The organism is Pseudomonas sp. HMWF021 (assembly GCF_003061005.1).
In the GTDB taxonomy this organism is placed as follows: domain Bacteria; phylum Pseudomonadota; class Gammaproteobacteria; order Pseudomonadales; family Pseudomonadaceae; genus Aquipseudomonas.
Map to the genome: position 1 here is coordinate 26,355 of NZ_QAIK01000173.1, position 21,696 is coordinate 48,050.

General features: G+C 60.9%; 15 protein-coding genes, 2 pseudogenes and 2 riboswitches. Of the genes and pseudogenes, 9 read left to right on the top strand and 8 right to left on the bottom strand.

All coding sequences use genetic code 11. The features are described from left to right. Nucleotides 1-538: homocysteine S-methyltransferase family protein (locus DBR18_RS29935; protein ID WP_371921155.1), on the bottom strand; the 538-nt coding region annotated here is incomplete at its 3' end. A gap of 155 nt (nt 539-693) precedes the next feature. Between DBR18_RS29935 and DBR18_RS25035 the strand changes: the two genes are divergently transcribed. From DBR18_RS25035 to nfuA, 3 genes are all read left to right on the top strand, one after another. Continuing rightward, on the top strand, nt 694-2,976 hold the full coding sequence (locus DBR18_RS25035) for a fatty acid cis/trans isomerase (RefSeq protein ID WP_108592328.1): 2,283 nt from the start codon (nt 694-696) through the stop codon (nt 2,974-2,976). Between the two features lie 180 nt (nt 2,977-3,156). After that, nucleotides 3,157-4,182 carry an acyltransferase gene (locus DBR18_RS25040; RefSeq protein WP_108592329.1) on the top strand — a complete coding sequence of 342 codons (1,026 nt, stop codon included), beginning with the start codon at nt 3,157-3,159 and terminating at the stop codon, nt 4,180-4,182. A 57-nt stretch (nt 4,183-4,239) separates the two neighbouring features. After that, nucleotides 4,240-4,824: a Fe-S biogenesis protein NfuA gene (gene nfuA / locus DBR18_RS25045; protein ID WP_003225494.1), complete on the top strand. Its 585-nt coding sequence runs from the start codon at nt 4,240-4,242 to the stop codon at nt 4,822-4,824. 145 nt (nt 4,825-4,969) lie between these two features. Here nfuA and cobM read toward each other — a convergent pair whose 3' ends face one another. The 4 genes from cobM to DBR18_RS25065 form a co-directional block, all read right to left on the bottom strand. Further along, a complete protein-coding gene (gene cobM / locus DBR18_RS25050; RefSeq protein WP_108592330.1) occupies nt 4,970-5,716 on the bottom strand; it encodes a precorrin-4 C(11)-methyltransferase in 747 nt (248 codons plus the stop codon). Between the two features lie 81 nt (nt 5,717-5,797). Then, nucleotides 5,798-6,211: a cobalamin biosynthesis protein gene (locus tag DBR18_RS25055; RefSeq protein ID WP_108592331.1), complete on the bottom strand. Its 414-nt coding sequence runs from the start codon at nt 6,209-6,211 to the stop codon at nt 5,798-5,800. Then, entirely contained in the window at nt 6,208-6,909 is a 702-nt protein-coding gene (locus DBR18_RS25060) for a CbtA family protein (RefSeq protein ID WP_108592332.1), read from the bottom strand. Before DBR18_RS25060 ends, DBR18_RS25055 begins: the two co-directional genes overlap by 4 nt. Nucleotides 6,910-6,920: 11 nt before the next feature. Further along, entirely contained in the window at nt 6,921-7,118 is a 198-nt protein-coding gene (locus tag DBR18_RS25065) for a CbtB domain-containing protein (protein WP_003225486.1), read from the bottom strand. 122 nt (nt 7,119-7,240) lie between these two features. Beyond that, a riboswitch (cobalamin riboswitch) is annotated at nt 7,241-7,463 on the bottom strand. A gap of 1,005 nt (nt 7,464-8,468) precedes the next feature. Beyond that, a riboswitch (cobalamin riboswitch) is annotated at nt 8,469-8,682 on the top strand. A 97-nt stretch (nt 8,683-8,779) separates the two neighbouring features. On the opposite strand from DBR18_RS25065, the gene cobW reads away from it, so the two are divergent. From cobW to DBR18_RS25100, 6 genes and pseudogenes are all read left to right on the top strand, one after another. Further along, on the top strand, nt 8,780-9,850 hold the full coding sequence (gene cobW, locus DBR18_RS25075) for a cobalamin biosynthesis protein CobW (RefSeq protein ID WP_108592334.1): 1,071 nt from the start codon (nt 8,780-8,782) through the stop codon (nt 9,848-9,850). A 3-nt stretch (nt 9,851-9,853) separates the two neighbouring features. After that, a complete protein-coding gene (cobN, locus tag DBR18_RS25080; protein WP_108592335.1) occupies nt 9,854-13,702 on the top strand; it encodes a cobaltochelatase subunit CobN in 3,849 nt (1,282 codons plus the stop codon). Between the two features lie 140 nt (nt 13,703-13,842). After that, nucleotides 13,843-14,841 carry an ATP-binding protein gene (locus DBR18_RS25085; protein ID WP_108592336.1) on the top strand — a complete coding sequence of 333 codons (999 nt, stop codon included), beginning with the start codon at nt 13,843-13,845 and terminating at the stop codon, nt 14,839-14,841. Between the two features lie 5 nt (nt 14,842-14,846). Continuing rightward, nucleotides 14,847-15,110, top strand: a pseudogene (locus DBR18_RS29940) (magnesium chelatase); the annotation flags it as partial. Between the two features lie 85 nt (nt 15,111-15,195). Next, the gene (locus tag DBR18_RS25095) at nt 15,196-16,842 is read left to right on the top strand and encodes a phospholipase D-like domain-containing protein (protein WP_108592337.1); all 1,647 of its coding nucleotides are present in this window, start codon (nt 15,196-15,198) and stop codon (nt 16,840-16,842) included. 382 nt (nt 16,843-17,224) lie between these two features. After that, a complete protein-coding gene (locus DBR18_RS25100; RefSeq protein ID WP_108592338.1) occupies nt 17,225-18,784 on the top strand; it encodes a TerC family protein in 1,560 nt (519 codons plus the stop codon). Nucleotides 18,785-18,887: 103 nt separating this feature from the next. Here the strand turns inward: DBR18_RS25100 and DBR18_RS25105 are convergent, their stop codons facing one another. From DBR18_RS25105 to DBR18_RS29945, 3 genes and pseudogenes are all read right to left on the bottom strand, one after another. Continuing rightward, nucleotides 18,888-19,964 carry a GGDEF domain-containing protein gene (locus DBR18_RS25105; RefSeq protein ID WP_108592339.1) on the bottom strand — a complete coding sequence of 359 codons (1,077 nt, stop codon included), beginning with the start codon at nt 19,962-19,964 and terminating at the stop codon, nt 18,888-18,890. Continuing rightward, nucleotides 19,948-20,826, bottom strand: coding sequence for a DUF4434 family protein (locus tag DBR18_RS25110; protein ID WP_108592340.1), 879 nt, complete (start codon nt 20,824-20,826; stop codon nt 19,948-19,950). Before DBR18_RS25110 ends, DBR18_RS25105 begins: the two co-directional genes overlap by 17 nt. Continuing rightward, nucleotides 20,826-21,696 (bottom strand): annotated as a pseudogene (locus DBR18_RS29945) (phage receptor); the annotation flags it as partial. The pseudogene DBR18_RS29945 and the gene DBR18_RS25110, both read right to left, overlap by 1 nt.

The window sequence follows — 21,696 nt, forward strand, 5'->3', positions numbered from 1 at the left end:
GATCGACGCCGCCCTCGATCAGGCCTTTGGTGGCTTCTGTGTAGTTTTCCACCAGCTCATCGAAGGTGACGTTACGGTAGCCGGGGTTGTTGACGTCTGGCGACAGCGAGCAGGTGCGGCTGGTCGGGCCGAGTACGCCGGCGACAAAACGTGGCTTGTCCGGGTTCTCGGCGGTCTTGGCGTCGGCGATCTTGCGCGCCAGTCGTGCGCCTTCTACGTTTAATTCGTACGCCAGCTCTTCCATGCCGTAGTCGGCCATGGAAATGCGCGTGGCGTTGAAGGTGTTGGTTTCCAGGATGTCGGCGCCGGCATCCAGATAAGCCTTTTCGATACCGCCGATCACGTCCGGACGGGTGATCACCAACAGGTCGTTGTTGCCCTTGACGTCACTCGGCCAGTCGGCAAAGCGTTTGCCGCGATAATCCTGCTCTTCGAGCTTGTAGCTCTGGATCATCGTGCCCATGCCGCCGTCGAGAATCAGGATGCGCTCTTTGAGGGCTTGCTTGAGAGCTTGAAGGCGGACGCTGCGATCGGACATTGGGACTACTCGAAAAGACCATGACGAAGGGCCGGGATCATAACAAACCTGTGCGCTTTTGGAGCGTGCAGGCTATTTGCATGAATATCGCTCATGTTGGTACGAGCGTCATACTGTAGAATCGCGGCGTTTTTTTCAGGATCGGGATCAAGGGCATGTCGTACCGCGTCATCAGCATTTTCTTGCTGTTCTTAAGCTGGGGCGCCGTTGCGCAAGAGCCTGCGATCTCTTATACCCGAGATATTCAGCCAATCTTCACCGAGAAATGCGTGGCCTGCCATGCCTGCTACGACTCTGCCTGCCAGCTCAATCTGGGTAGCGGCGAAGGCGCAGGGCGGGGCGCGAGCAAGATGCCGGTCTACGACGGTGAACGCACGCAAGCGGCGCCGACCACGCGGCTGTTCTACGACGCCTTCGGCAAACGTGCCTGGCAGCAGAAAGGCTTCTATTCGGTGCTCGATGCCCAGGGCAGCCAGGCCGCGTTGATGGCGCGGATGCTGGAGCTGGGCCACAAAACCCCGCTGACCCCGAATGCCAAGCTGCCGCAAGACATCATCCTTGGCCTGCAACGGGAAAACATGTGCGCGATGCCCGCCGAGTTTGACGGCTACGCCGGCGCTCACCCAAAGGAAGGCATGCCACTGGCGGTGACTGGCCTCACCGATCAGCAATACCAGACCCTGCAACGCTGGCTGGCGTCCGGTGCGCCAATCGACGAGCAAGGCCTGGCGCCGAGCGCCAAGGAAGCGCTGCAAATCGTCCAGTGGGAAAATCTGCTCAACACCCCGGGGGCGCGGCAGAGTCTGGTCGGGCGCTGGTTGTTCGAGCACTGGTTCCTGGCGCACCTATATTTCAAGGACGGCGAACCGGGGCACTACTTCCAATGGGTACGTTCGCGCACGCCGACCGGCCAGCCGATCGACCTGATCGCCACCCGTCGCCCGAACGACGATCCGGGCACGCAGGTGTATTACCGCTTGTGGCCGGTGCAAGGGGTGATCGTGCACAAGACCCACATCACTTACCCGCTGAGCGCGGCGAAGATGGCGCGGGTCAAGAGCCTGTTCTACAGCGGCAACTGGCAGGTCAACGCGCTGCCGGGATACGGCCCGCAGAGCCGGGCCAACCCGTTCGCCACCTTCGAGGCTATCCCGGCGCAGGCGCGCTACCAGTTCATGCTCGACAACGCCGAATACTTCGTGCGCACCTTCATTCGCGGACCGGTGTGCCGTGGGCAGATTGCGACGGACGTGATTCGCGACAACTTCTGGGCGCTGTTTCAGGCGCCGGAACATGACCTGTACATCACCGACCCGAACTATCGCGGCCAGGCCACGCCGTTGCTGGCGATGCCGGGGCAGAACGATGACGTCGGCAGTGTCCTGAGCCTGTGGCACAACTACCGCAACAAGCGCAATGAATACGAGGCCCTGCGCCGTGACAGCTACGCCGACCAGCCGCCGCCGAGCTGGTCGACCCTGTGGGCCGGCAACGACAACGCGCTGCTGAGCATTTTCCGCCACTTCGACAGTGCATCGGTGACCAAAGGCCTGATCGGCGAGGTGCCACAAACGATGTGGCTGTTCGACTATCCACTGCTGGAGCGCACCTATTACCAGTTGGCGGTCAACTTCGATGTGTTCGGCAACGTCTCCCATCAGGCACAGACTCGCCTGTATTTCGACCTGATCCGCAACGGCGCCGAGCAGAACTTCCTGCGCCTGATGCCGGCCGACTCCCGTGAGGACTACCTCGACGATTGGTATCAGAGCAGCGGCCAGTTCAAGATGTGGCTCGACTACGAAGCTATCGACGACGACAAGCCGACCGCGCTGAAACTCGATGAGAAAGACCCGAAATACGACTTCGCCATGCAGTTGCTGGCGCGTTATGGCGATCTCAATGCGCGGCCCGACCCGATCAACCGCTGTGACGGCGCCTATTGCTCGCGACCGAACATCGACCCGGCGCTGCAGAACGCCGAGCAGGCACTCAGTCGCCTGACGTCGCGTCCGGCGGCGGGTCTGAAGGTTATCGACCAACTGCCGGAAGCGACCATGCTGCGTATTGAAACCCGCAGCGGCAAACGCGAGGTCTACAGCCTGTTGCGCAACCGCGCGCACAGCAACGTGGCGTTCCTTCTGGGCGAATCGCTGCGCTACCAACCGGGGCTGGACACCTTGACCATCTATCCGGGCGTGCTCAGCAGCTACCCGAACTTCATGTTCAACATTCCGGCTGAGCAAGTGCCGGAGTTTGTCGATGCCATGGAGAATGCCAAGGATGCCAACCGACTCGAGAAGATCGTCGAACGTTGGGGGATCCGTCGCAGTCATCCGCAATTCTGGTTCTATTTCCACGACCTGAGCCAATACATCCACGAAACCGATCCGGTGGAAGAGGGAGTGCTGGACATGAACCGCTATGAGAATCTTTGATCGTTTAATACAGGCCTGCTGTCCCAATTCTTAGCAACACCGCAAAGCCCCTGTAGGAGCTGCCGAGTGCTACGAGGCTGCGATCTTTTGATCTTTTAACCACAAGATCAAAAGATCGCAGCGTGCCGCAGCTCCTACAGGGTTCAGTGGTGTTTCGGGAATTGTGCAGGGGAGCCGATCATGTTGATTTCAGTGCAGGCCCTGCGGGCGCTTGCCGCGTGGACGGTGGTCTGCCACCACTTCATGCAGATTTTTTTCGACTTCAAGGCCCGTGGCCCGGTGGGGCAGTTCTTCATCGACAAGGGTGCAGTCGGCGTCGATGTCTTTTTTGTCATCAGCGGTCTGGTGATTTTCCTGTCTACCGAAAGCAAGTCGTTGCCTCCGGCGCGGTTTCTGCTGTATCGGCTGTTTCGCATCGTGCCGGCGTACTGGCTGTACACGCTGCTGATGGCGTTGCTGGTGGTGTTCGCCCGGCCGATGTTGCCGGATCAGACGGTGGATTGGGCGCATTTCATCGCGTCGCTGTTGTTCATTCCGGCGCAAAACCCCGGTGGCTACGGGATCTACCCGACATTGAATGTCGGCTGGACGCTCAACTACGAAATGCTTTTTTATGTGCTGTTTGCCTGTGCGCTGGTGTTTCGCTGGCAGGTGCGCTTGCTGGTGGTCGGCGCGTTGCTGTTTTCGGTTTGTCAGGCGTTTGGCTGGATCAACGAGTTTTACCGTTCGGACATCGTCTACGAATTTTTGCTGGGGATCGGCATTGGCGTGCTGTATCGCCGGGGCTGGATCGGTGCGGGTCTGTGGCTGCCACTGTTGGCGATGGGCGCCGCGTTGTTGGCGATCTATCACCTGGCGCCGGCGCCAAGGCTGTTGAACTGGGGCGTGCCGAGTGCGGTGCTGGTGATGGCCTGCATGTCACTGGAACGCTACGTCGAGCGTAATCGGTTGATGAAGTTGCTCGGTGATTGTTCTTATTCGGTGTATCTGATGCACGTGTTGGTGCTGTCGGCGGGTGGTTTTGTTGCCCGGCGCTATGCAATCAATCCGTATCTGATGTTCGCTGTGTGTGCCCTGGCTATCGCGGTGGGTTCGTGGCTGAGCTACGAATGGGTGGAAAAACGCAGCTATCAGTGGCTTAAAGCGCGGATCGACGGCGAATCGGTTGGCGAGTCTGTCGAGAATCTTTCCCGACAAAAATACTAGGACTTTGTCCGGCGCAATGATTGGCGTAAACTGCGCCCAAGCCTGCGAGGAGTTTCCATGACCGCTATTACCATTACCGACGCCGCCCACGATTACCTGGCCGATCTGCTCTCCAAGCAGAACACCCCGGGCATCGGCATCCGCGTCTTCATCACCCAGCCTGGCACCCAGTACGCTGAAACCTGCATTGCCTACTGCAAGCCGGGCGAAGAAAAACCTGAAGATACCGCGCTGGGGCTGAAAAGCTTCACTGCCTATATCGACTCGTTCAGCGAAGCGTTCCTCGACGATGCCGTCGTCGACTACGCCACCGACCGCATGGGCGGCCAGCTGACCATCAAGGCGCCAAACGCCAAAGTCCCGATGGTCAACGCCGACAGCCCGGTCAACGAGCGCATCAACTACTACCTGCAAACCGAGATCAACCCGGGGCTGGCCAGCCACGGCGGTCAGGTCAGCCTGATCGATGTGGTCGAGGACGGCATTGCCGTGCTGCAGTTCGGCGGCGGTTGCCAGGGCTGCGGCCAGGCCGACGTGACCCTGAAGGAAGGCATCGAGCGCACTTTGCTTGAGCGCATCCCTGAGTTGAAGGGTGTTCGCGACGTGACCGACCACACGCAGAAAGAAAACGCCTACTACTGAGTAAGGTGTTCGCTGCGGACATGAAAAACGGCGCCCCGTGAGCGCCGTTTTTTTATGGGTGAAGCAAAAGATCGCAGCCTTCGGCAGCTCCTACAGGATACACATTCCCTTGTAGGAGCTGCCGAAGGCTGCGATCTTTTGACTTTTAAGGTCTGTAAAGGTGCGCATGCCCCGCGCGATACAGCGACGACTCGCTAAACACCTCACTCCCCAGCACCCGCCCAACCAGAATCAGCGCCGTACGCCGAAACCCCTTGGCTTCAACCTTCTCGGCAATATCCGCAAGCGTCCCCACCACCCAGTCCTGATCCGGCCACGTTGCCCGGTGAATCACCGCAATCGGGCAATCCGCGCCGTAATGCGGCAGCAATTCAGTGATGATTTTCTGCAAATGATTGACCCCCAGGTGAATCGCCATGGTCGCGCCATGCTGCGCAAGACTGCTCAACTCCTCACCCGCCGGCATCGCGGTCTTGTCCGCGTAGCGGGTCAGAATCACGCTCTGCGAAACGTCCGGCAGTGTCAGCTCGGCGCCGAGCAACGCCGCACACGCTGCGGTCGCGGTGACGCCGGGGATGATTTCGAACGGAATATTCAGCTCGCGCAGATAACGAATCTGCTCACCAATCGCGCCATACAGACTCGGATCGCCCGAATGCACCCGCGCCACATCCTGGCCGTTGGCATGCGCGGTTTTGATCAGTTCGATGATCTGTTCCAGATGCAATTCGGCGCTGTTGACCACGGTTTCGGCCTGATGTCCCTCCAGCACCGCGGCCGGCACCAGTGAACCTGCGTAGATGATCACCGGGCAGCTGCGGATCAGCCGCTGGCCTTTGACAGTGATCAGTTCCGGGTCGCCGGGACCGGCGCCGATGAAGTAGACAGTCATGCACAAATCCTGTGAAAAACGGGGCAGGGCAACGCTTCAGATGAAGATTGCTCATGATCGAACAAGGGGATTATCGGGATTTTACGCAGCGCCGGCCAATGCCAGGGTCGCCTGAGCGTATTTTTGCCGGGAAATCAGCAGTTTCGCCGGCGCCTGGATCAACTGTTCGGCAAGGGCCAGGGCGGCACTTTCCGCCACGCCGTAGCAACCGGTACGCTCGTAGGCGATCTGCGAATGGTGGCTCAGGCGTTGCTGATAACTGGCCAGTTCTTCACTGCTGAAATACAGCAGCGGCAGCGCCAATTGCGCGGCCAGTTCCTGCAGGCCCGGCTCATCGCGCTTCAAGTCGATGCTGGCCAGAGCCTTGACCGCTTCCAGCTCGATTCGATGCGCCTGCAATGCCTGATCAAGTAACGCGCGCAGCGTGCTGGCCGGGCAGCCGCGCTGGCAGCCCAGGCCGACCACGAAGGTCGGCGCTGCGCTGTCATGACTCATGCGTGGTACTGACCATCGCTTTTGCGGCGGAACAACCAGGCGCTGATCAGGCCCAGGGCCAGCCAGAACGCCACGTTGGTCAACTGCGAAGCGATTTTGAATTGAGCTTCCAGTGCTTCCGGCGCGAGCATCGAATGGACTTCCGGTTGTGGTGCGCCGATGACGTGCGGCACGGCCAGAATCGCCACGCCCAGCAGCTTCATCAGCCAATGACGGCTGAACACGATCAGCGCCAGGCCAACAGCGGTGGAGGCGGCGGTGCCGATCCACCACATCTGCCGCGACGCCAGATCGGCCGCCGCAGTGCCCGGCAGCTCAGGCGGCAGGCCCAGAGTCGGTGCAAGCACGAAGGTCGCGTAACCGGCCAGGCCCCAGAGCAGGCCTTGCGAGGTTTTGGTTGGTGCGCGCAGGGTGTACAGGCCGGCGAGCATCAGGGCGAAACCGACGGCTACGACCAGATTGCCGCCAGTGGTCGAAACCACACGCTGCCAGCCGTCTTCCGGCTCCCAGGCTTCGGCGTCATGAGTGTGCCCGGCCATGGCGCCATCGGCGTGTTCGTGAACGGCCACCGGCTCGGCTTTTTCGAAAGTTTCGGCCTGCAGAATCAGCGGCGAGACCCAGAAGCTTTGCAGCAAGGTGAGGAGCAGGGCGGCCAGCAGACCGGTGAAACCTGCAGTTTGCGCGATACGCTTGATCATGTCGGCAGGTCTCAGTGGCACGGGAACGCGGCGCTGTGGCGGGTATCGTGAGCGGCGTTGTGCACCGCTTCGATGTGCGAGAAACCGGCGAAGTAAACCAGGCTGGCGCCGAGGATCGACGCGAAAATCGCGGCGGTCAGGCGTTGGCTCAAGGTGGCGGTGCTGGAGATTTTGTCGGTGTTGCTGCCGGTGCTGCTGATGATCGACATGGCGCTTCCCTCTGGAGTGTCAGCGGGTGAATAGAGCGCATGAAAACCCCTGCGAGTCAGGCACGCAGAGGCTCGAACAGCGCCCGCCCACCGCGGGTTTGTTATGTTCAGCGACGCAAAAATGCGTGCTGTGTGTTGCGGGCCGGTCTCCGGGCTCACGAGGGGTTGGCGTCTGGCCGACCTGCAAGCGTCACCTTCCCATGCCGTACTGGCACAGTGGATTTGACGCTTCACTCGCTTACCGTTGCGGGGGCAGCACCGGACTGACATGGCTTTGAGTAAAGCACATGATTCACCGGTTTCCCGTTTCACCCTGTGAAGGGCACCCGTAACAAGTTGTGTAGGAGAGCATGGGTTGGGGAATGTAGTCAATTTTGTGGGTGGATCCGGTGCTGCGGTAACGGCCACTTAGGGTTCCGCCCTTACGGCGGGTCACTTTTTCCAGACGCCGAAAAAGTAACCAAAAAGGCTTTACCCTGACGTTCGGCCCTCGCCTGGGCTCGGGTTCCTTCGCTCCGGGATTCATCCGGGGGGCAGCGCCTACGGTTTGCTTCGCTGCACCTCCTCTCGCTGTGTTTGGCTGCGCCAAACGGTCGCTGCGCTCCCACCCCCGGATAAATCCCTCCACTCAGCCTGCCGACGGGCCCTCAGATCAAAAGCGGTACTCGAGCTAACGCTCATCGTGTTGAGTGGGGCGGCTTTGCCGCAGGGCAGCATGCAATCTGAACTGTACCTGCTGGCGATGGCGGCCTACGAGCCGACCAATTTCAAACTGAATGCACTCAATCCAAATGTGGGAGCTGGCTTGCCAGCGATGGCGGCCTGACAGCCGACCAGTCTCTATCTGAATACACCCAATCCCCTGTAGGAACTGCCGAAGGCTGTGATCTTTTGATCTGCTTTGGCTTTGGCTTTGGCTCTGGCTTTGGCTCTGGCTTTTGATCTTCAGCCCCTTCGGCAGGCCGAGCGTAGGTGTCCATCAGGGGGTAGGCGCGTAGCGCCATGCGGCGAAGCCGCATACATCGAGAGGAGGTGCAGCGAAGCAAACCGTAGGCGATGCCCCCTGATGGGCACCGTAGCGAGGGAACACTGAGCCTCAGCGAAGTGCCGTACGCCGGGGGAAGCCTTTTTGGTTACTTTTTCGGCGTTTGGAAAAAGTGACCCGCCGTAAGGGCGGAACCGTAATCAGCAACCCCCGCAGCAACGGATATGCCCCCAATCCAAAACAACCAAACCCCGTAACCCGGTGTCTGGCAGAGTGACCCGCCGCAACGGCGAAACTCCAGATGGCCGTTACCGCAGCAACGGATATGCCCCCAATCCAACCATTGACCGGTCACCACCCGATGCGTAGCCTTGCGCTTTCGAGGTTCTTCGGCCCACGCCGAAGCTAAGAAGGGAACGCGGTCAAAGCCGCGGCTGCCCCCGCAACTGTGAACGGTGAAGTTCGTTGCCACGCCACTGCCAGCTCAATCCACAGAGCCCGCGGGAAGGCGCAGCGAATGCCAGGCCCCGCGCCTGAACACCGTCAGCCAGGAGACCTGCCTCGTCACAGATTTCTCACTACAACCGGGCGGGGTGATCCGGTGGCGAATTCTTCCGCGCGCACGCTCGCAGCGGATCTCGTCCCGTATGCCCGCCACCTTGCCAAAGGGCATCCGATGAAAACACTGGCCAAACTCCCCGTCACCATCGTCACCGGTTTTCTCGGCTCGGGCAAAACCACCTTGCTGCGGCACATGCTCGACAACGCTCAGGGCCGTCGCATCGCGGTGATCGTCAATGAATTCGGCGAGCTGGGCATCGACGGTGAAATCCTCAAGCAATGCACCATCGGCTGCACCGAAGAAGAAGCCACCGGTCGCGTCTATGAACTGGCCAACGGCTGCCTGTGCTGCACCGTGCAGGAAGAGTTCTTCCCGGTGATGCGTGAACTGGTCGCCCGTCGCGGTGATCTCGACCACATCCTCATCGAGACGTCCGGTCTGGCCCTGCCAAAACCGCTGGTGCAAGCCTTCCAGTGGCCGGAAATCCGCAGCGCCTGCACCGTGGACGCGGTAATCACCGTGGTCGACAGCCCGGCCGTGGCCGCCGGCACCTTCGCCGCGTTCCCGGATCAGGTCGACGCCCAGCGCAAACTCGACCCGAACCTGGATCACGAATCGCCGCTGCACGAACTGTTCGCCGACCAACTGGCCAGCGCCGATCTGGTGATCCTCAACAAGGCCGACCAGACCAGCCCTGAAGACCTCGCTCGCGTACGTCTGGAAGTCGCTGAAGAACTGCCGCCCGCTGTAAAAATCATCGAAGCCAGCAACGGCCGCCTGCCGCTGGACGTGCTGATCGGCCTCGGCGCCGGTTCCGAAGAACATATCGACAGCCGCCACAGCCATCACGATCACCACCACGACGGTGATGACGATCACGATGACCACGATCACGACGCCTTCGATTCGATCTCCATCGAACTGCCGCAAGCTGACGAAAGCCTGCTGCTCGACGCGCTGACGCAATTGGTGGTCAAGCACGGCATTCTGCGGGTGAAAGGTTTCGCGGCGATTCCGAACAAGCCGATGCGCCTGCTGATTCAAGGCGTGGGCACGCGTTTCGACAAGCACTTCGACCGCCAGTGGGGCGCTGACGAAGCGCGCGTCACACGTCTGGTGCTGATCGGTCAGGAGCTCGATGCTGCGCAACTCGAAGCGCAACTGCGCGCCGCGCTCAGCGTTTAAGCCATGCACCTGCTCAGGACCCAGCCCGGCGGTTTCGTGTCGGATGACAACATTGCCGACCTTGGACAAACCCCCGCCGAACTGGTAATCCTGTGCAGCGGCGATTCCAGCCTGGCGCTGCTCGCCGAAGCTGCGCAGCAGTTGCCCGAGGATTACCCGAGCCTGCGTCTGGCCAACCCCATGCAGGTGCAGAATCACGCCTCGGTCGATCTGTACGTCGATGAGGTGCTGCGTCACGCCAAAGTCATTCTGATTTCACTGCACGGCGGCATTGCTTATTGGCGCTATGGCGTCGAGCGTCTGGTGGAATTGTCCGAGCGCGGCGTGCAGGTGATTCTGGTGCCGGGCGATGATCGTCCCGACCCGGAACTCAGCGACCTGAGCACCGTGCCCGCCGAAGATCGCGACCGCCTCTGGCAGTTCCTGCGTCAGGGCGGTATGGGCAATGCGCTGGACTTCTTCCATTGCCTGGCCAACCGCTGGCTGGCGCGCGACTACGCCTGGGGCGAGCCGCAAGCGTTGCCGCGTACGGCGATTTACCACCCACAGAAAAACACCGCCGCACTGAGCGACTGGCAGGCCGAATGGCTGCCCGGTCAACCGGTCGCGGCGGTGTTGTTTTATCGCTCGCATTTGCAAGCGGCGAACACCGCGTTCATCGATGTGTTCTGCCAGCGCTTGCAGGCGGCGGGGCTCAATCCGTTGCCGATCGCCGTCGCCAGCCTGAAAGAACCTGGCTGCCTGAGTGTGGTCGAGGATTGGCTGGACGAAGTTGAAGCCGCTGTGATTCTCAACACCACCGGGTTTGCCCAATCCAGCCCCGAGGCTCCGCATCTGCGGCCGTTCCGGCGCAATGTTCCAGTGATTCAGGCGATCTGCGCTCAGGACAACGAACCCGGTTGGCGCGACAGCGAGCAGGGTCTGGGGCCGCGGGATCTGGCGATGCACATTGCCTTGCCGGAACTCGACGGACGCATCATCAGCCGGCCGATCAGCTTCAAGGACCTGGCCTGGCGCAGCGAGCGCAGCCAGTCCGATGTGGTCTGCTATCGCGCGCAGCCCGAGCGCATGGATTTTGTCGCCGAACTGGCCCGGCGCTGGAGCGATCTGGCGCGGCTGCCGAACGCTGAAAAACGCATCGCGCTGATTCTCGCCAATTACCCGACTCGCGACGGTCGCATCGGCAATGGCGTCGGTCTCGATACGCCAGCGGCGGCGTTGAATATCCTGCGGGCATTGCAGGCCGAAGGCTTTCCGCTAGCGGTAGCGTTGCCGGACAGCGGCACCGCGTTGATCCAGCAATTGCTCGGCGGCGTGAGCAACGACCTCGACAACATCGACTTGCGTCCGTGTCAGCAAAGCCTGGCAATGGACGCCTATCTGGCGATGTTCAATGCGCTGCCGCAGGCCAATCGCGCGGCAGTGCTGGAACGTTGGGGCGCGCCGCAAAACGATCCGATGTGCCGCGACGGGCGAATGATGATCGCCGGGCTGCGTTTTGGCCTGACCTTCGTCGGTATTCAACCGGCGCGCGGTTATCAGGTCGATCCGAGTGCGGTGTATCACGACCCGGATCTGGTGCCGCCGCACGGCTATCTGGCGTTCTATTTCTGGCTGCGCAACACCTACGGCGCGCACGCGGTGATTCACGTCGGCAAGCACGGCAACCTCGAATGGTTACCGGGCAAGGGCGTTGGTCTATCGGAGAATTGCTGGCCGGACGCGCTGCTCGGGCCGCTGCCGAACATCTATCCGTTTATCGTCAACGACCCGGGCGAGGGCGCGCAGGCCAAACGGCGCACGCAAGCGGTGATCATCGACCACCTGATGCCACCGCTGACCCGTGCCGAAACCTACGGCCCACTGCGCAATCTGGAACTGTTGGCCGACGAATATTACGAGGCACAACTGCTCGATCCGCGTCGTGCGCGGGAGCTGCAGCGTGACATCCTGCAACTGGTGCGCGAGACGCAGATCGACCGCGAACTGCAACTCGACGCCGGTCTGGACAGCGATGCTGACGCAGCAATCTGGCTGCCGCGCCTGGACACCTATCTGTGTGACCTGAAGGAGTCGCAGATCCGCGATGGCCTGCACATTTTCGGTGAATCGCCGACCGGACGTTTGCGCATCGACACGCTGCTGGCGCTGCTGCGCATCCCGCGCGGCGACGGCAAGGGTGCGCAGTCGAGTCTGCTGCGGGCGTTGGCCAAGGCCTTTGAATTGGGCTTTGATCCACTGGATTGTGCACTCGCTGATCCCTGGAACGGCCCACGTCCGCCGGAGCTGCAAAACGTCAGCGACGAAATCTGGCGCAGCGCCGGCGACACCCGCGAACGTCTCGAACTGTTTGCCACCCAACTGATCTTCGAAACAGTGCACGCCCCTTGTAGGAGTGAGCCTGCTCGCGATAGCGGTGTGTCATTCAACACTGAATTGCCTGACCTGGCGCCATCGCGAGCAGGCTCACTCCTACAGGAACCGAGGGGGGCAGAAGTCAGCGCAATCATCGAGAACCTGCGCGAAGTCGTCGCCCCACGCCTCGACGCCTGCGGCCCTGCTGAAATGCGCGGTCTGCTTGATGCGCTCGGCGGTCGCTTCGTCCCCGCCGGTCCAAGCGGCGCGCCCAGCCGTGGCCGTCTCGACGTGTTGCCCACCGGGCGCAATTTCTACTCGGTGGACGTGCGCAACCTGCCGACCACCACCGCCTGGCGCATCGGTTTCCAGTCAGCCACGCTGATTCTCGAGCGGCATTTGCAGGATCACGGCGATCACCTGCGCCAGCTCGGCTTGTCGGTGTGGGGTACGGCGACCATGCGCACCGGCGGTGACGACATCGCCCAGGCCATGGCGCTGATGGGCGTGCGCCCGGTTTGGGCCACCGGCAGTCAGCGCGTCGATGATTTCGAGATTCTGCCGCTGAGCCTGCTCGATCGGCCACGGGTCGATGTGACGCTACGGGTCTCGGGCTTCTTCCGAGATGCCTTTGCCAATTTGATTCGGCTGTTCGACGCCGCCGTGCAAGCAGTGGCAGCGCTGGACGAGCCGGATGACCTCAATCCGCTGGCGGCGAAGGTGCGTGCCGAGCGCGAGGCGCTGCTGCAATCGGGGCTGGATGCCGAAGCGGCGCGGCGCCAGGCCGGCTGGCGGATTTTCGGCGCCAAACCCGGTGCGTACGGCGCGGGCGTGCAGGGCGCCATCGATGGGCGTCTGTGGCAGAGCCGTGAACATCTGGCCGAGGTCTACCTGAACTGGGGCGCCTACGCGTACGGCGGCTCTGACGAAGGCACCGCCGCTCGTGAACAGTTCGTCCAGCGCCTGAGTCAGGTGCAGGCCGTGCTGCAGAATCAGGACAATCGCGAGCACGACTTGCTCGATTCCAATGACTATTACCAGTTTCAGGGCGGCATGCTCGCGGCGGTGGAAACCCTGCGCGGTGAAGCGGCGGCCAGTTATCACGGCGATCACAGTCAACCGGATCTGCCGAAAATCCGTACCCTGAAAGAAGAACTGAACCGGGTGATCCGCTCGCGGGCGGCCAATCCGAAATGGATCGACGGGGTCAAGCGTCACGGCTATAAAGGCGCGTTCGAACTGGCGGCGACGGTTGATAACCTGTTCGCCTTCGACGCCACCACGCAACTGATCGACGATCATCAGTATGCGTTGCTGGCCGATGCCTATTTGCTTGATCCGGCAACCCGCGATTTTGTCCGCGAGCACAATCCCCATGCGCTGCGTGACATGACCGAACGCATGCTGGAAGCGCAACAGCGTGGAATGTGGCAGGAACCCGGGGCCTATAAAGAAGCACTGGAAAACCTGCTATTGGATATAGAAGAAGACACCTGACACACCACAACATTTTGTAGGAGTGAGCCTGCTCGCGATGGCGGTGGGTCAGGCAACTCACTTTTGAATGACACTCCGCAATCGCGAGCAGGCTCACTCCTACAGTAAAGCAATTCACCGACCATGACCGAGTATTGAAGATGACCGACACCCCGCATTTCCCGCTCTCCGCCGTGGTCGGCGCCGATGACCTGAAACTCGCGCTGTGCCTGACCGCCATCGACCCGAAAATCGGCGGGGTGCTGATCGAAGGCCCGCGTGGCATGGCCAAATCCACTTTGGCCCGTGGCTTGGCCGACCTGCTCGCGAGCGGTCAATTCGTCACCTTGCCGCTGGGCGCCACCGAAGAACGTCTGGTCGGCACCCTCGATCTCGACGCCGCGCTGAGCGAGGGCCGTGCGCAGTTTTCCCCCGGTGTGCTGGCCAAGGCCGATGGCGGCGTGCTGTACGTCGATGAAGTGAACCTGCTGCCCGATCATCTGGTGGATCTGCTGCTCGATGTGGCGGCCAGTGGCACCAACCTTGTCGAACGCGACGGCATTTCCCATCGGCATTCGGCACGGTTCGTGCTGATCGGCACGATGAACCCGGAAGAGGGCGAACTGCGCCCGCAACTGCTTGACCGGTTCGGCCTGAACGTCGCCCTCAGCGGCCATACTGCGCCGACCGAACGCGGGCAGATCATCCGTCGCCGACTGGATTTCGACAGCGATCCGCAAGCGTTCTGCGCGCAGTGGGAAGCGCAGCAACAAGCCCTGCGTGAGCGTTGCGAACAGGCGCGCAATGCTTTGGCGAACATTGCGCTGGATGACGAAGCGTTGGCGAGCATCACCGAGCGTTGTTTCGCGGCAGGTGTCGATGGCTTGCGCGCCGATCTGGTCTGGTTGCGTGCGGCCCGTGCGCATGCGGCATGGCGCGGCGCTGAAGCGATTGCCGAGCAGGACATCGACGCCGTGGCGGAATTTGCCCTGCGTCATCGCCGTAAAGAGCCAACTTCTTCCAGTCCGCAACCCCCCGCGCAAACCTCGGCCAATAGCCAAATCGACCCGAGCGAAGGGCAAGGGCAGTGGGGCGACATGCCCGCTCCGTCACTGGCCACCGGCGCACGCCGCGAAGTGCCGAGCTGGCCAAAAAAGTAACCGGCATTCGTCCCCGATCCGACGCGGGGGCGAATGCCAGACCCCGCGCCGGACAACTCGACCACGGACGCCAGGGCCAGCGCCACGCCGCGGGCAGCGGCCTGGTGAACTGGCCAGGGACATTGCTCAACGGTCGGCCGCAGACCCGCGCCGATTTGCAGTTCCAGCTGCGCACTCGTTCTGCCCACGAATTGTGGCTGGTGATCGTCGACGCCTCGGCCTCGACCCGTAGGCATCAGGCGCTGAGCGATGCCAAGGGCCTGCTCGCGATGGCATCGCCTCGGATCATGCAGGATCACCAAAACCGCAGCGCTGCTCTATGCTCCACCCCAGCCCAATCACAAGGAGTGAATCATGCGGGTACTGGTCGCCAATCCTCAGGACGATTTTCGCGTCAAAGCCTACGCCGGCACCAACGGCGTGCTGCTCGCCATGGACCTGGCCGAACCCCGGCGCAAAGGCCTGCTCGGTTTTGCCATCGAAAAGCAGCAGGGCGACAAACCGTGGTTGTTCCTGTTCAACAGCCTGACGTTTCCCGGCAAGGCGCACACGTTCCCGCAATATCACGCCACGCCCAGCGATAAGGCGCCGCTGCAGAAATTCCGCTGGGCCGATTACGCGGTCAATCCGGGCACGACGATGCACTATCGCGTGCACCTGGCTTACGGTACGGCGGATGCGCCGCAACTGGGCGAATCGCTGGAGCTGAGCATCACCAGTGACGACGGCCACCCGGTTAATCAAAGCGTGATCTTCAACCGCGCCGTCGCTGCCAGTCAGGCCTTCCAGCGCAAGTTTCCCGACCTCGACGCGCAGATCAGCGCCAACAAGAACATGGCCATCGAAGCCTGGCCCGACGCGGCACGACTGTGGCTGGAGAACGGCTTGCTGGAGCGTTTGCTCGGGTACATCGAGCGTGCCGTGGACGCCAATTGGGCGCTGGATATCGCGATCTACGAGTATCAGTTGCAGGCGATCATCGATGCCGTGAACGCGGCGTTCGCCCGAGGGGTGCAGGTGCGGGTGCTGTATCACGCCCAGCCTGATGACACGGATACAACCCTCAACGAAGCGAACTTTGCCCAATTGCCGGCGGCGAACAAGCGGGGCCGGGTGACTCACAATATTTTTCACGACAAATTCATCGTCCTCAGCCGTGTCGATGACACCGGTCAGCGACAACCGCAGGCCGTGCTGTGCGGCAGCACCAATTTCACCGCCAATGGCGTGTATCGCCAGGCCAATGTGGTGCATACGCTCGACGATGTGACGATTGCCACTGCCTATCTGCAAACGTTCGATGAGGTCTGGGCCAACCCCGCTGATGTCGCAGCCACACGCAGCTGGATCACCGAACACAATCCGATGGATCCTGCGCAAGCGCTGTTTGCCGGGTTCTCACCACGCAGCGGTGGGGGCGATTTGCGTGAGTTCGTCGAGATCATCGAGGCGGCGAAAAAGGACGTGTTGTTCGTCACCGCGTTCAGCCTGCCGGACGCGATTCTCAATGCGTTGCTCGGCAAGCCCCATGACGACATTCTGCGTTACGGTCTGCAGAACACCGCCAGCCGCATCACCGGATTTCACGCCGATCGCACCGCCGAATTTGCCGCCACAGCATTGCTCAACACCGGGCTGGAAGGCTGGCTGAAAGAAAACATGAAAGGCCAGAAGGGCAACCTGCTGGTGCACACCAAAGCCGTGGTCACCGACTTCACCAGCGCTGCGCCGACCATCATCAGCGGCAGCCACAACCTCAGCACGTCGGCCAGTAACGGCAACGACGAAAATTACCTGATCATCCGAGGCGATATCGATCTGGCGGACCGCTATGGCCTGGAATTGCTGCGGTTCTACGAGCATTACCGTTTTCGCTATTTCGCGAAAAAACTCGAGCTGAAGCAGGTGAGTCCGTTGGTGGTGGATGACAGCTGGACTAACGATTATTACGTGGAGGGGGATTTGCGACAGCTGTCGCGGTTGCGCTTTGCCGGAAGATGACAGCCAACTTTAGGAGCTGCCGAGGGCTGCGATCTTTTGACTTTGTTTTTTTAAGGTCAAGATCAAAAGATCGCAGCCTGCGGCAGCTCCTACAGGGGGGGCGATGGGCTGTTGATACAGATTTTGAAATGATTTGGCGCTGTAGAAAATGTGCCCTGAGCCTGTACGCTCCAAGGCCATTTTTCATTCAGGATTTGCATGAACACCCTCTTGGAGCCTCCCAATCGCATTTTCTCCTCGCGCCATGGCGCGGTCTTGACGCACTCGCAGTATCCGGTTTTCCGACTCCCGACTATCGTTGTCAACGCGGCTTCAGAGCCTTCGCGTTGCACTTTGCCGTGCCCGGCAGCCTGAATTCACTGAAGAGAGATCGAGACATTTTATGGAATGGTTAGCGGATCCCACGGCCTGGTTAGGCCTGTTGACTCTGATCGTGCTGGAACTGGTGCTGGGTATCGACAACCTGGTGTTCATCGCCATCCTGGCAGACAAGTTGCCTCCGCATCAGCGCGACCGTGCGCGGATCATCGGCTTGTCGCTGGCGCTGATCATGCGCCTGGGCCTGCTGGCGAGTATTTCCTGGCTGGTGACCCTCACGCAGCCGCTGTTCGAGGTGTTCGACAAGAGCTTCTCCGGTCGTGACCTGATCATGCTGTTCGGTGGTGTGTTCCTGTTGTTCAAGGCCACCATGGAGTTGCACGAGCGGCTCGAAGGGCATGTCGGCCAGCGCTCGACCAACGCGGCTTACGCATTGTTCTGGCCGATCGTAGCGCAGATCGTGGTGCTCGACGCGGTGTTCTCTTTGGACGCGGTGATCACTGCAGTCGGCATGGTCGATGAACTGGCAGTAATGATGATCGCGGTGATCATTTCCATCGCTCTGATGATCGTGGCCAGCAAGCCGCTGACGCGTTTCGTCAATGCGCACCCGACGGTGATCATGCTGTGTCTGGGCTTTTTGATGATGATCGGTTTTGCCCTGACCGCCGAAGGCCTGGGCTTCCACATCCCGAAAGGCTATCTGTACGCGGCCATCGGCTTCTCGATCCTGATCGAGGTGTTCAACCAGATTGCCCGTGCTCGACGCAAGCGCTCGATGCAAGGCATGCGCCCCATGCGTGAGCGCACGGCGCATGCGGTGATGCGCTTGCTGGGCGGACGCAAGCTGGCGGTGGAGGAGGTCGGCGAGGAGATTTCCGACCTGCTGGACGACGGTGAAGCACCAAGTGCGGAGTTGTTCGACCGTCGCGAGCGAGTAATGATCAGCGGCGTGCTGCAACTGGCCGAACGGCCGATTCGCAACCTGATGACCGTACGTGCCGACGTCGACACCATCGATCTGGCCGACGACGCCGAGACGATTCGTACGCGATTGATGCATTCGTCCTACTCGCGCCTGCCGTTGATTCGCAACGGTGCGGTGGATGAACCACTGGGCTTCGTGCACAAGAAGGAGTTGCTCAAGGAGTATCTGGCCGGCAACGAACCGAATCTGGAACATCTGGCACGCAAGAGCATCAACCTGCTCGACAGCTATTCGATCCTCAATGCGCTGGAGCAGATGCGCGCGGCTTCGACCCACATCGCCTTTGTGATCAACGAGTTCGGTGACTTCGTCGGTGTGTTGACCATGACCGACATCCTTGAGTCGATTGCCGGCGAGCTGCCCGATGCCAGCGAAGTCGAGGGGCCGGACGTGATCGAGGAGCAGGGCGGGTTTGTCGTCAGCGGTGCGCTGAACCTGATGCGGGTGCGAGAACGCACGGGGTTTGGTGCGCAGCCAACCGAGGACTATCAGACGTTAGCGGGGCTGGTGATGAGCCTGCTGGATCGCTTGCCGATGAAGGGTGATCGCCTGCACTACGAAGGCTGGCAGATGACCGTGGTGGCCGTGGAAGAGCGACGGGTGACGCGGGTGTTGCTGGTGCGTGACGTCGCGTAATCCTTGAGCGCTTCTTTCGCGAGCAGGCTCGCTCCCACTGTGGAATGTGTTCCAGAGTGGGAGCGAGCCTGCTCGCGAATGCAATCTGTCCTGCGCCACAAAATCATTGATGAAAGGTAAAGCGATCCTTCCCCGTATGCTTTGACTCATACAACGCGTCATCCGCCTTGATCAGCGCCTGATTCAAGGTATCGCCATCCTCCACCCGAGCCACACCGATGCTGATCGTGACCGGGTGCTGTGTCGGTTGCTCGCGAACCACCCGGCACAACTCGCCCGCCAGCGCCTCGACATCCTCGCGCCGCACACCCGTCAGGTAAATCGCAAACTCTTCGCCGCCCAGACGTGCGAAATCGTGGTGCACCATCACTGTCTTGATATCGGCTGCCACGCGTTTGAGCACTTCATCACCGATGTCGTGACCGTAGACATCATTCACTTTCTTGAAGTTGTCGATGTCGATCATCGCCAGGTAATGGTCGTGTTCGCGAGGGACAGCTTGCAGGTGTTTTTGCGCGACGGTCATGAACGATCGACGGTTGGGGATTTCGGTCAGCGTGTCGTTATAGGCCTGATCCAGCAGCAGCCGGGACATGATGTAGTTGTAGAGCTTGGCCTCACGCAGTTTGAGAAAGGTGTAGATCGTCAGCGAGCAGAGAAACACGCTGTAGCAAGCGGTCATCACGCCACGCAGCTCAATCAGGGTAGTGGGGGTGTTGATGAACGGGTTGAGGACCAGCCAGATGATCACCTGCGTCGCAAAGAACGCCCAGCGACTCAGTGGCAGCACCGAGACGCTATACAGCATGCTGGCCGCAGCGAGCACCAGCCAGGAGCTATGAACGGCGGGCGGGATACCGGTGACGATCAATCGCACGCCCACGGTAAGGCCGAGTACGAACAGCAGCGTGATCACGTCAAAATGCCGGGCCTTGCGGGTGAAGCCCAGCACCACGGTCAGCGTTGCAAAGAACGTGACGAAGGCCATCGAGCGCCAGGTGAAGCCCTGTGCACCGAGAAAACTGACGACCAGATCGAACACCAGCCAGATGGCAATACTGGCGACGTAAATCAGCAGGCTGAACGTGTGCAGTCGTTCGAATTCATGCTGGATGAACTCGGCCCGCAACTCGGCGGGCGCGGTTTTCTTCAGTACCTGCTCTTCAATGAGTTTGTACATTGCTGGCTTGCTGCTTGCGCTGGTTGTCGAGGATCACCCGGCCCCATGGGCGGTAACGCAGGGAAAATACCGCGCTGGCGTGGCAGCCAGTGGAGGTCGCATCGGGTGGCGCAGGTTCGGCTCGAAAGGCCTGTCCCTCCGCACTGACCTGCCGAAACGCCTCGCGTACGATGCCCACTGAGCAGGGCAGTGCATTGGCATAACCGCTGCGTACCACCGGTGACAGTTTCTTCGTGCCGGCGCCATCCTGCCACCACACCTGAAGCCCGACCGCGCTCAGTTCGCCCAGCCATTGCCCGTTTACCCCCGGCGCGAGTTTGCCGGCGCTGAATGCACTGATGTGCAAGGGCGCATCGAGCTTGCTGGCGAAATCCTTGAGCTGGCGTTGCAATGTGGCTCGGCGATCTGTCGCCAAAAAGTGCAAGTCGTCCAGCTCCAGTGGCAGATACCAGCCACTGACCGGCAGCTTCCAGTCCTTGCGCAATGTTTGCTGTTGCGCCAGTGACTGGCCCAACTGTGCCTGCCAGTAGGTGCCGAGGCCGGCACTGTCGAGTTCGTCGATGCGCTGGTAATAGGCCGGATCCATCTTCAACCCGAGCACCAGTTGCAAGCCTTGTTGTTGCGCCAGTTTCAGACTGTTGGCGAGCCAACCGTTGGCGCCGCCAAAGTCCGAATCACCATAGGCTGTCCACTGCACGATCACGCTGCGGGCACCCTGACGCGCAGTGTCTTGCCAGATTTGCTGCCACTGAGCCTGACTGAGGCTGGCATCGACATTCAGCGGTTGGTAAAACACGCGCTCGTCGGCACGTACGACAACTGCGCCAAGCAGCAGACAGAAAAACATCATCCAGCGCGCCATCAGAAATTCCACTCCACGCCCAGCAACACACCGTTGCCACCGTCATACAGATTGCCGCCCAGCGATTGCTGGTACTCGGTGCGCACCGTCAGTTTCGAGCGGTAAGCGTTGTAGCGATCATCGTCGTACCACCATTGCCAGCGCAGACCGACCCCGGTGCGCAGATCCTGGCGCCAGTCGTTGCTCGGATCCTGACTGGCGAATTCGAGAAAGCCATACGGCATGATCGTCTGCGCGGCGTTGGACGGCAGCTTCCACGCGTGACCTTGCTGGAAACGCGACAGCCACTGATGGTCGCCAGCCTTGGTCCACCATGCGGCATCCAGGTAGAGAAAACGCTCATCCCAGTCGCTTTCATCAACGCGCCAGTCGTTGCGGTATTGGCCCTGATCGAGGAACGAGGCCGTGGCGCGCAGCAGGTAGTCGGTGGTGGTGTGGCCGTCCTGGCGATGATCGTCGAGTTGATCCGAGAGCTTGTGCGGATTGATCATCTGCCCAAGGCTCAGGCCGTGATTGTCCTGCTCGTCGAACTGGCTCTGCTTGTAGATTTCAGCGTAGAGGTTGATGTTTTGCGTACCCCACGGTTTGTAGCGCAGACCGACGCCCGCCGCAGCGGATTCAGCGTAGCTGGAGCGACTCTGACCACCGAGCAGAACCCGCCCGTAGACTGACAGCGTGCTGCCCGCGCGGCTCGGTTCTTCGCCCAGCGCGTGGTCCCACATCGCTACTTGCACGTTCTGCGAGCGGGCACTGCGGCGTGTACCCTTGCTGTCGTCGTCGCGCAGGAAATCGTTGGTCGATACGCCCGCAGGCGACCAGGTGCTGGCGAGGGTGAAACTGTCACGACGCGACAGGGTTTCGTGGGCACGA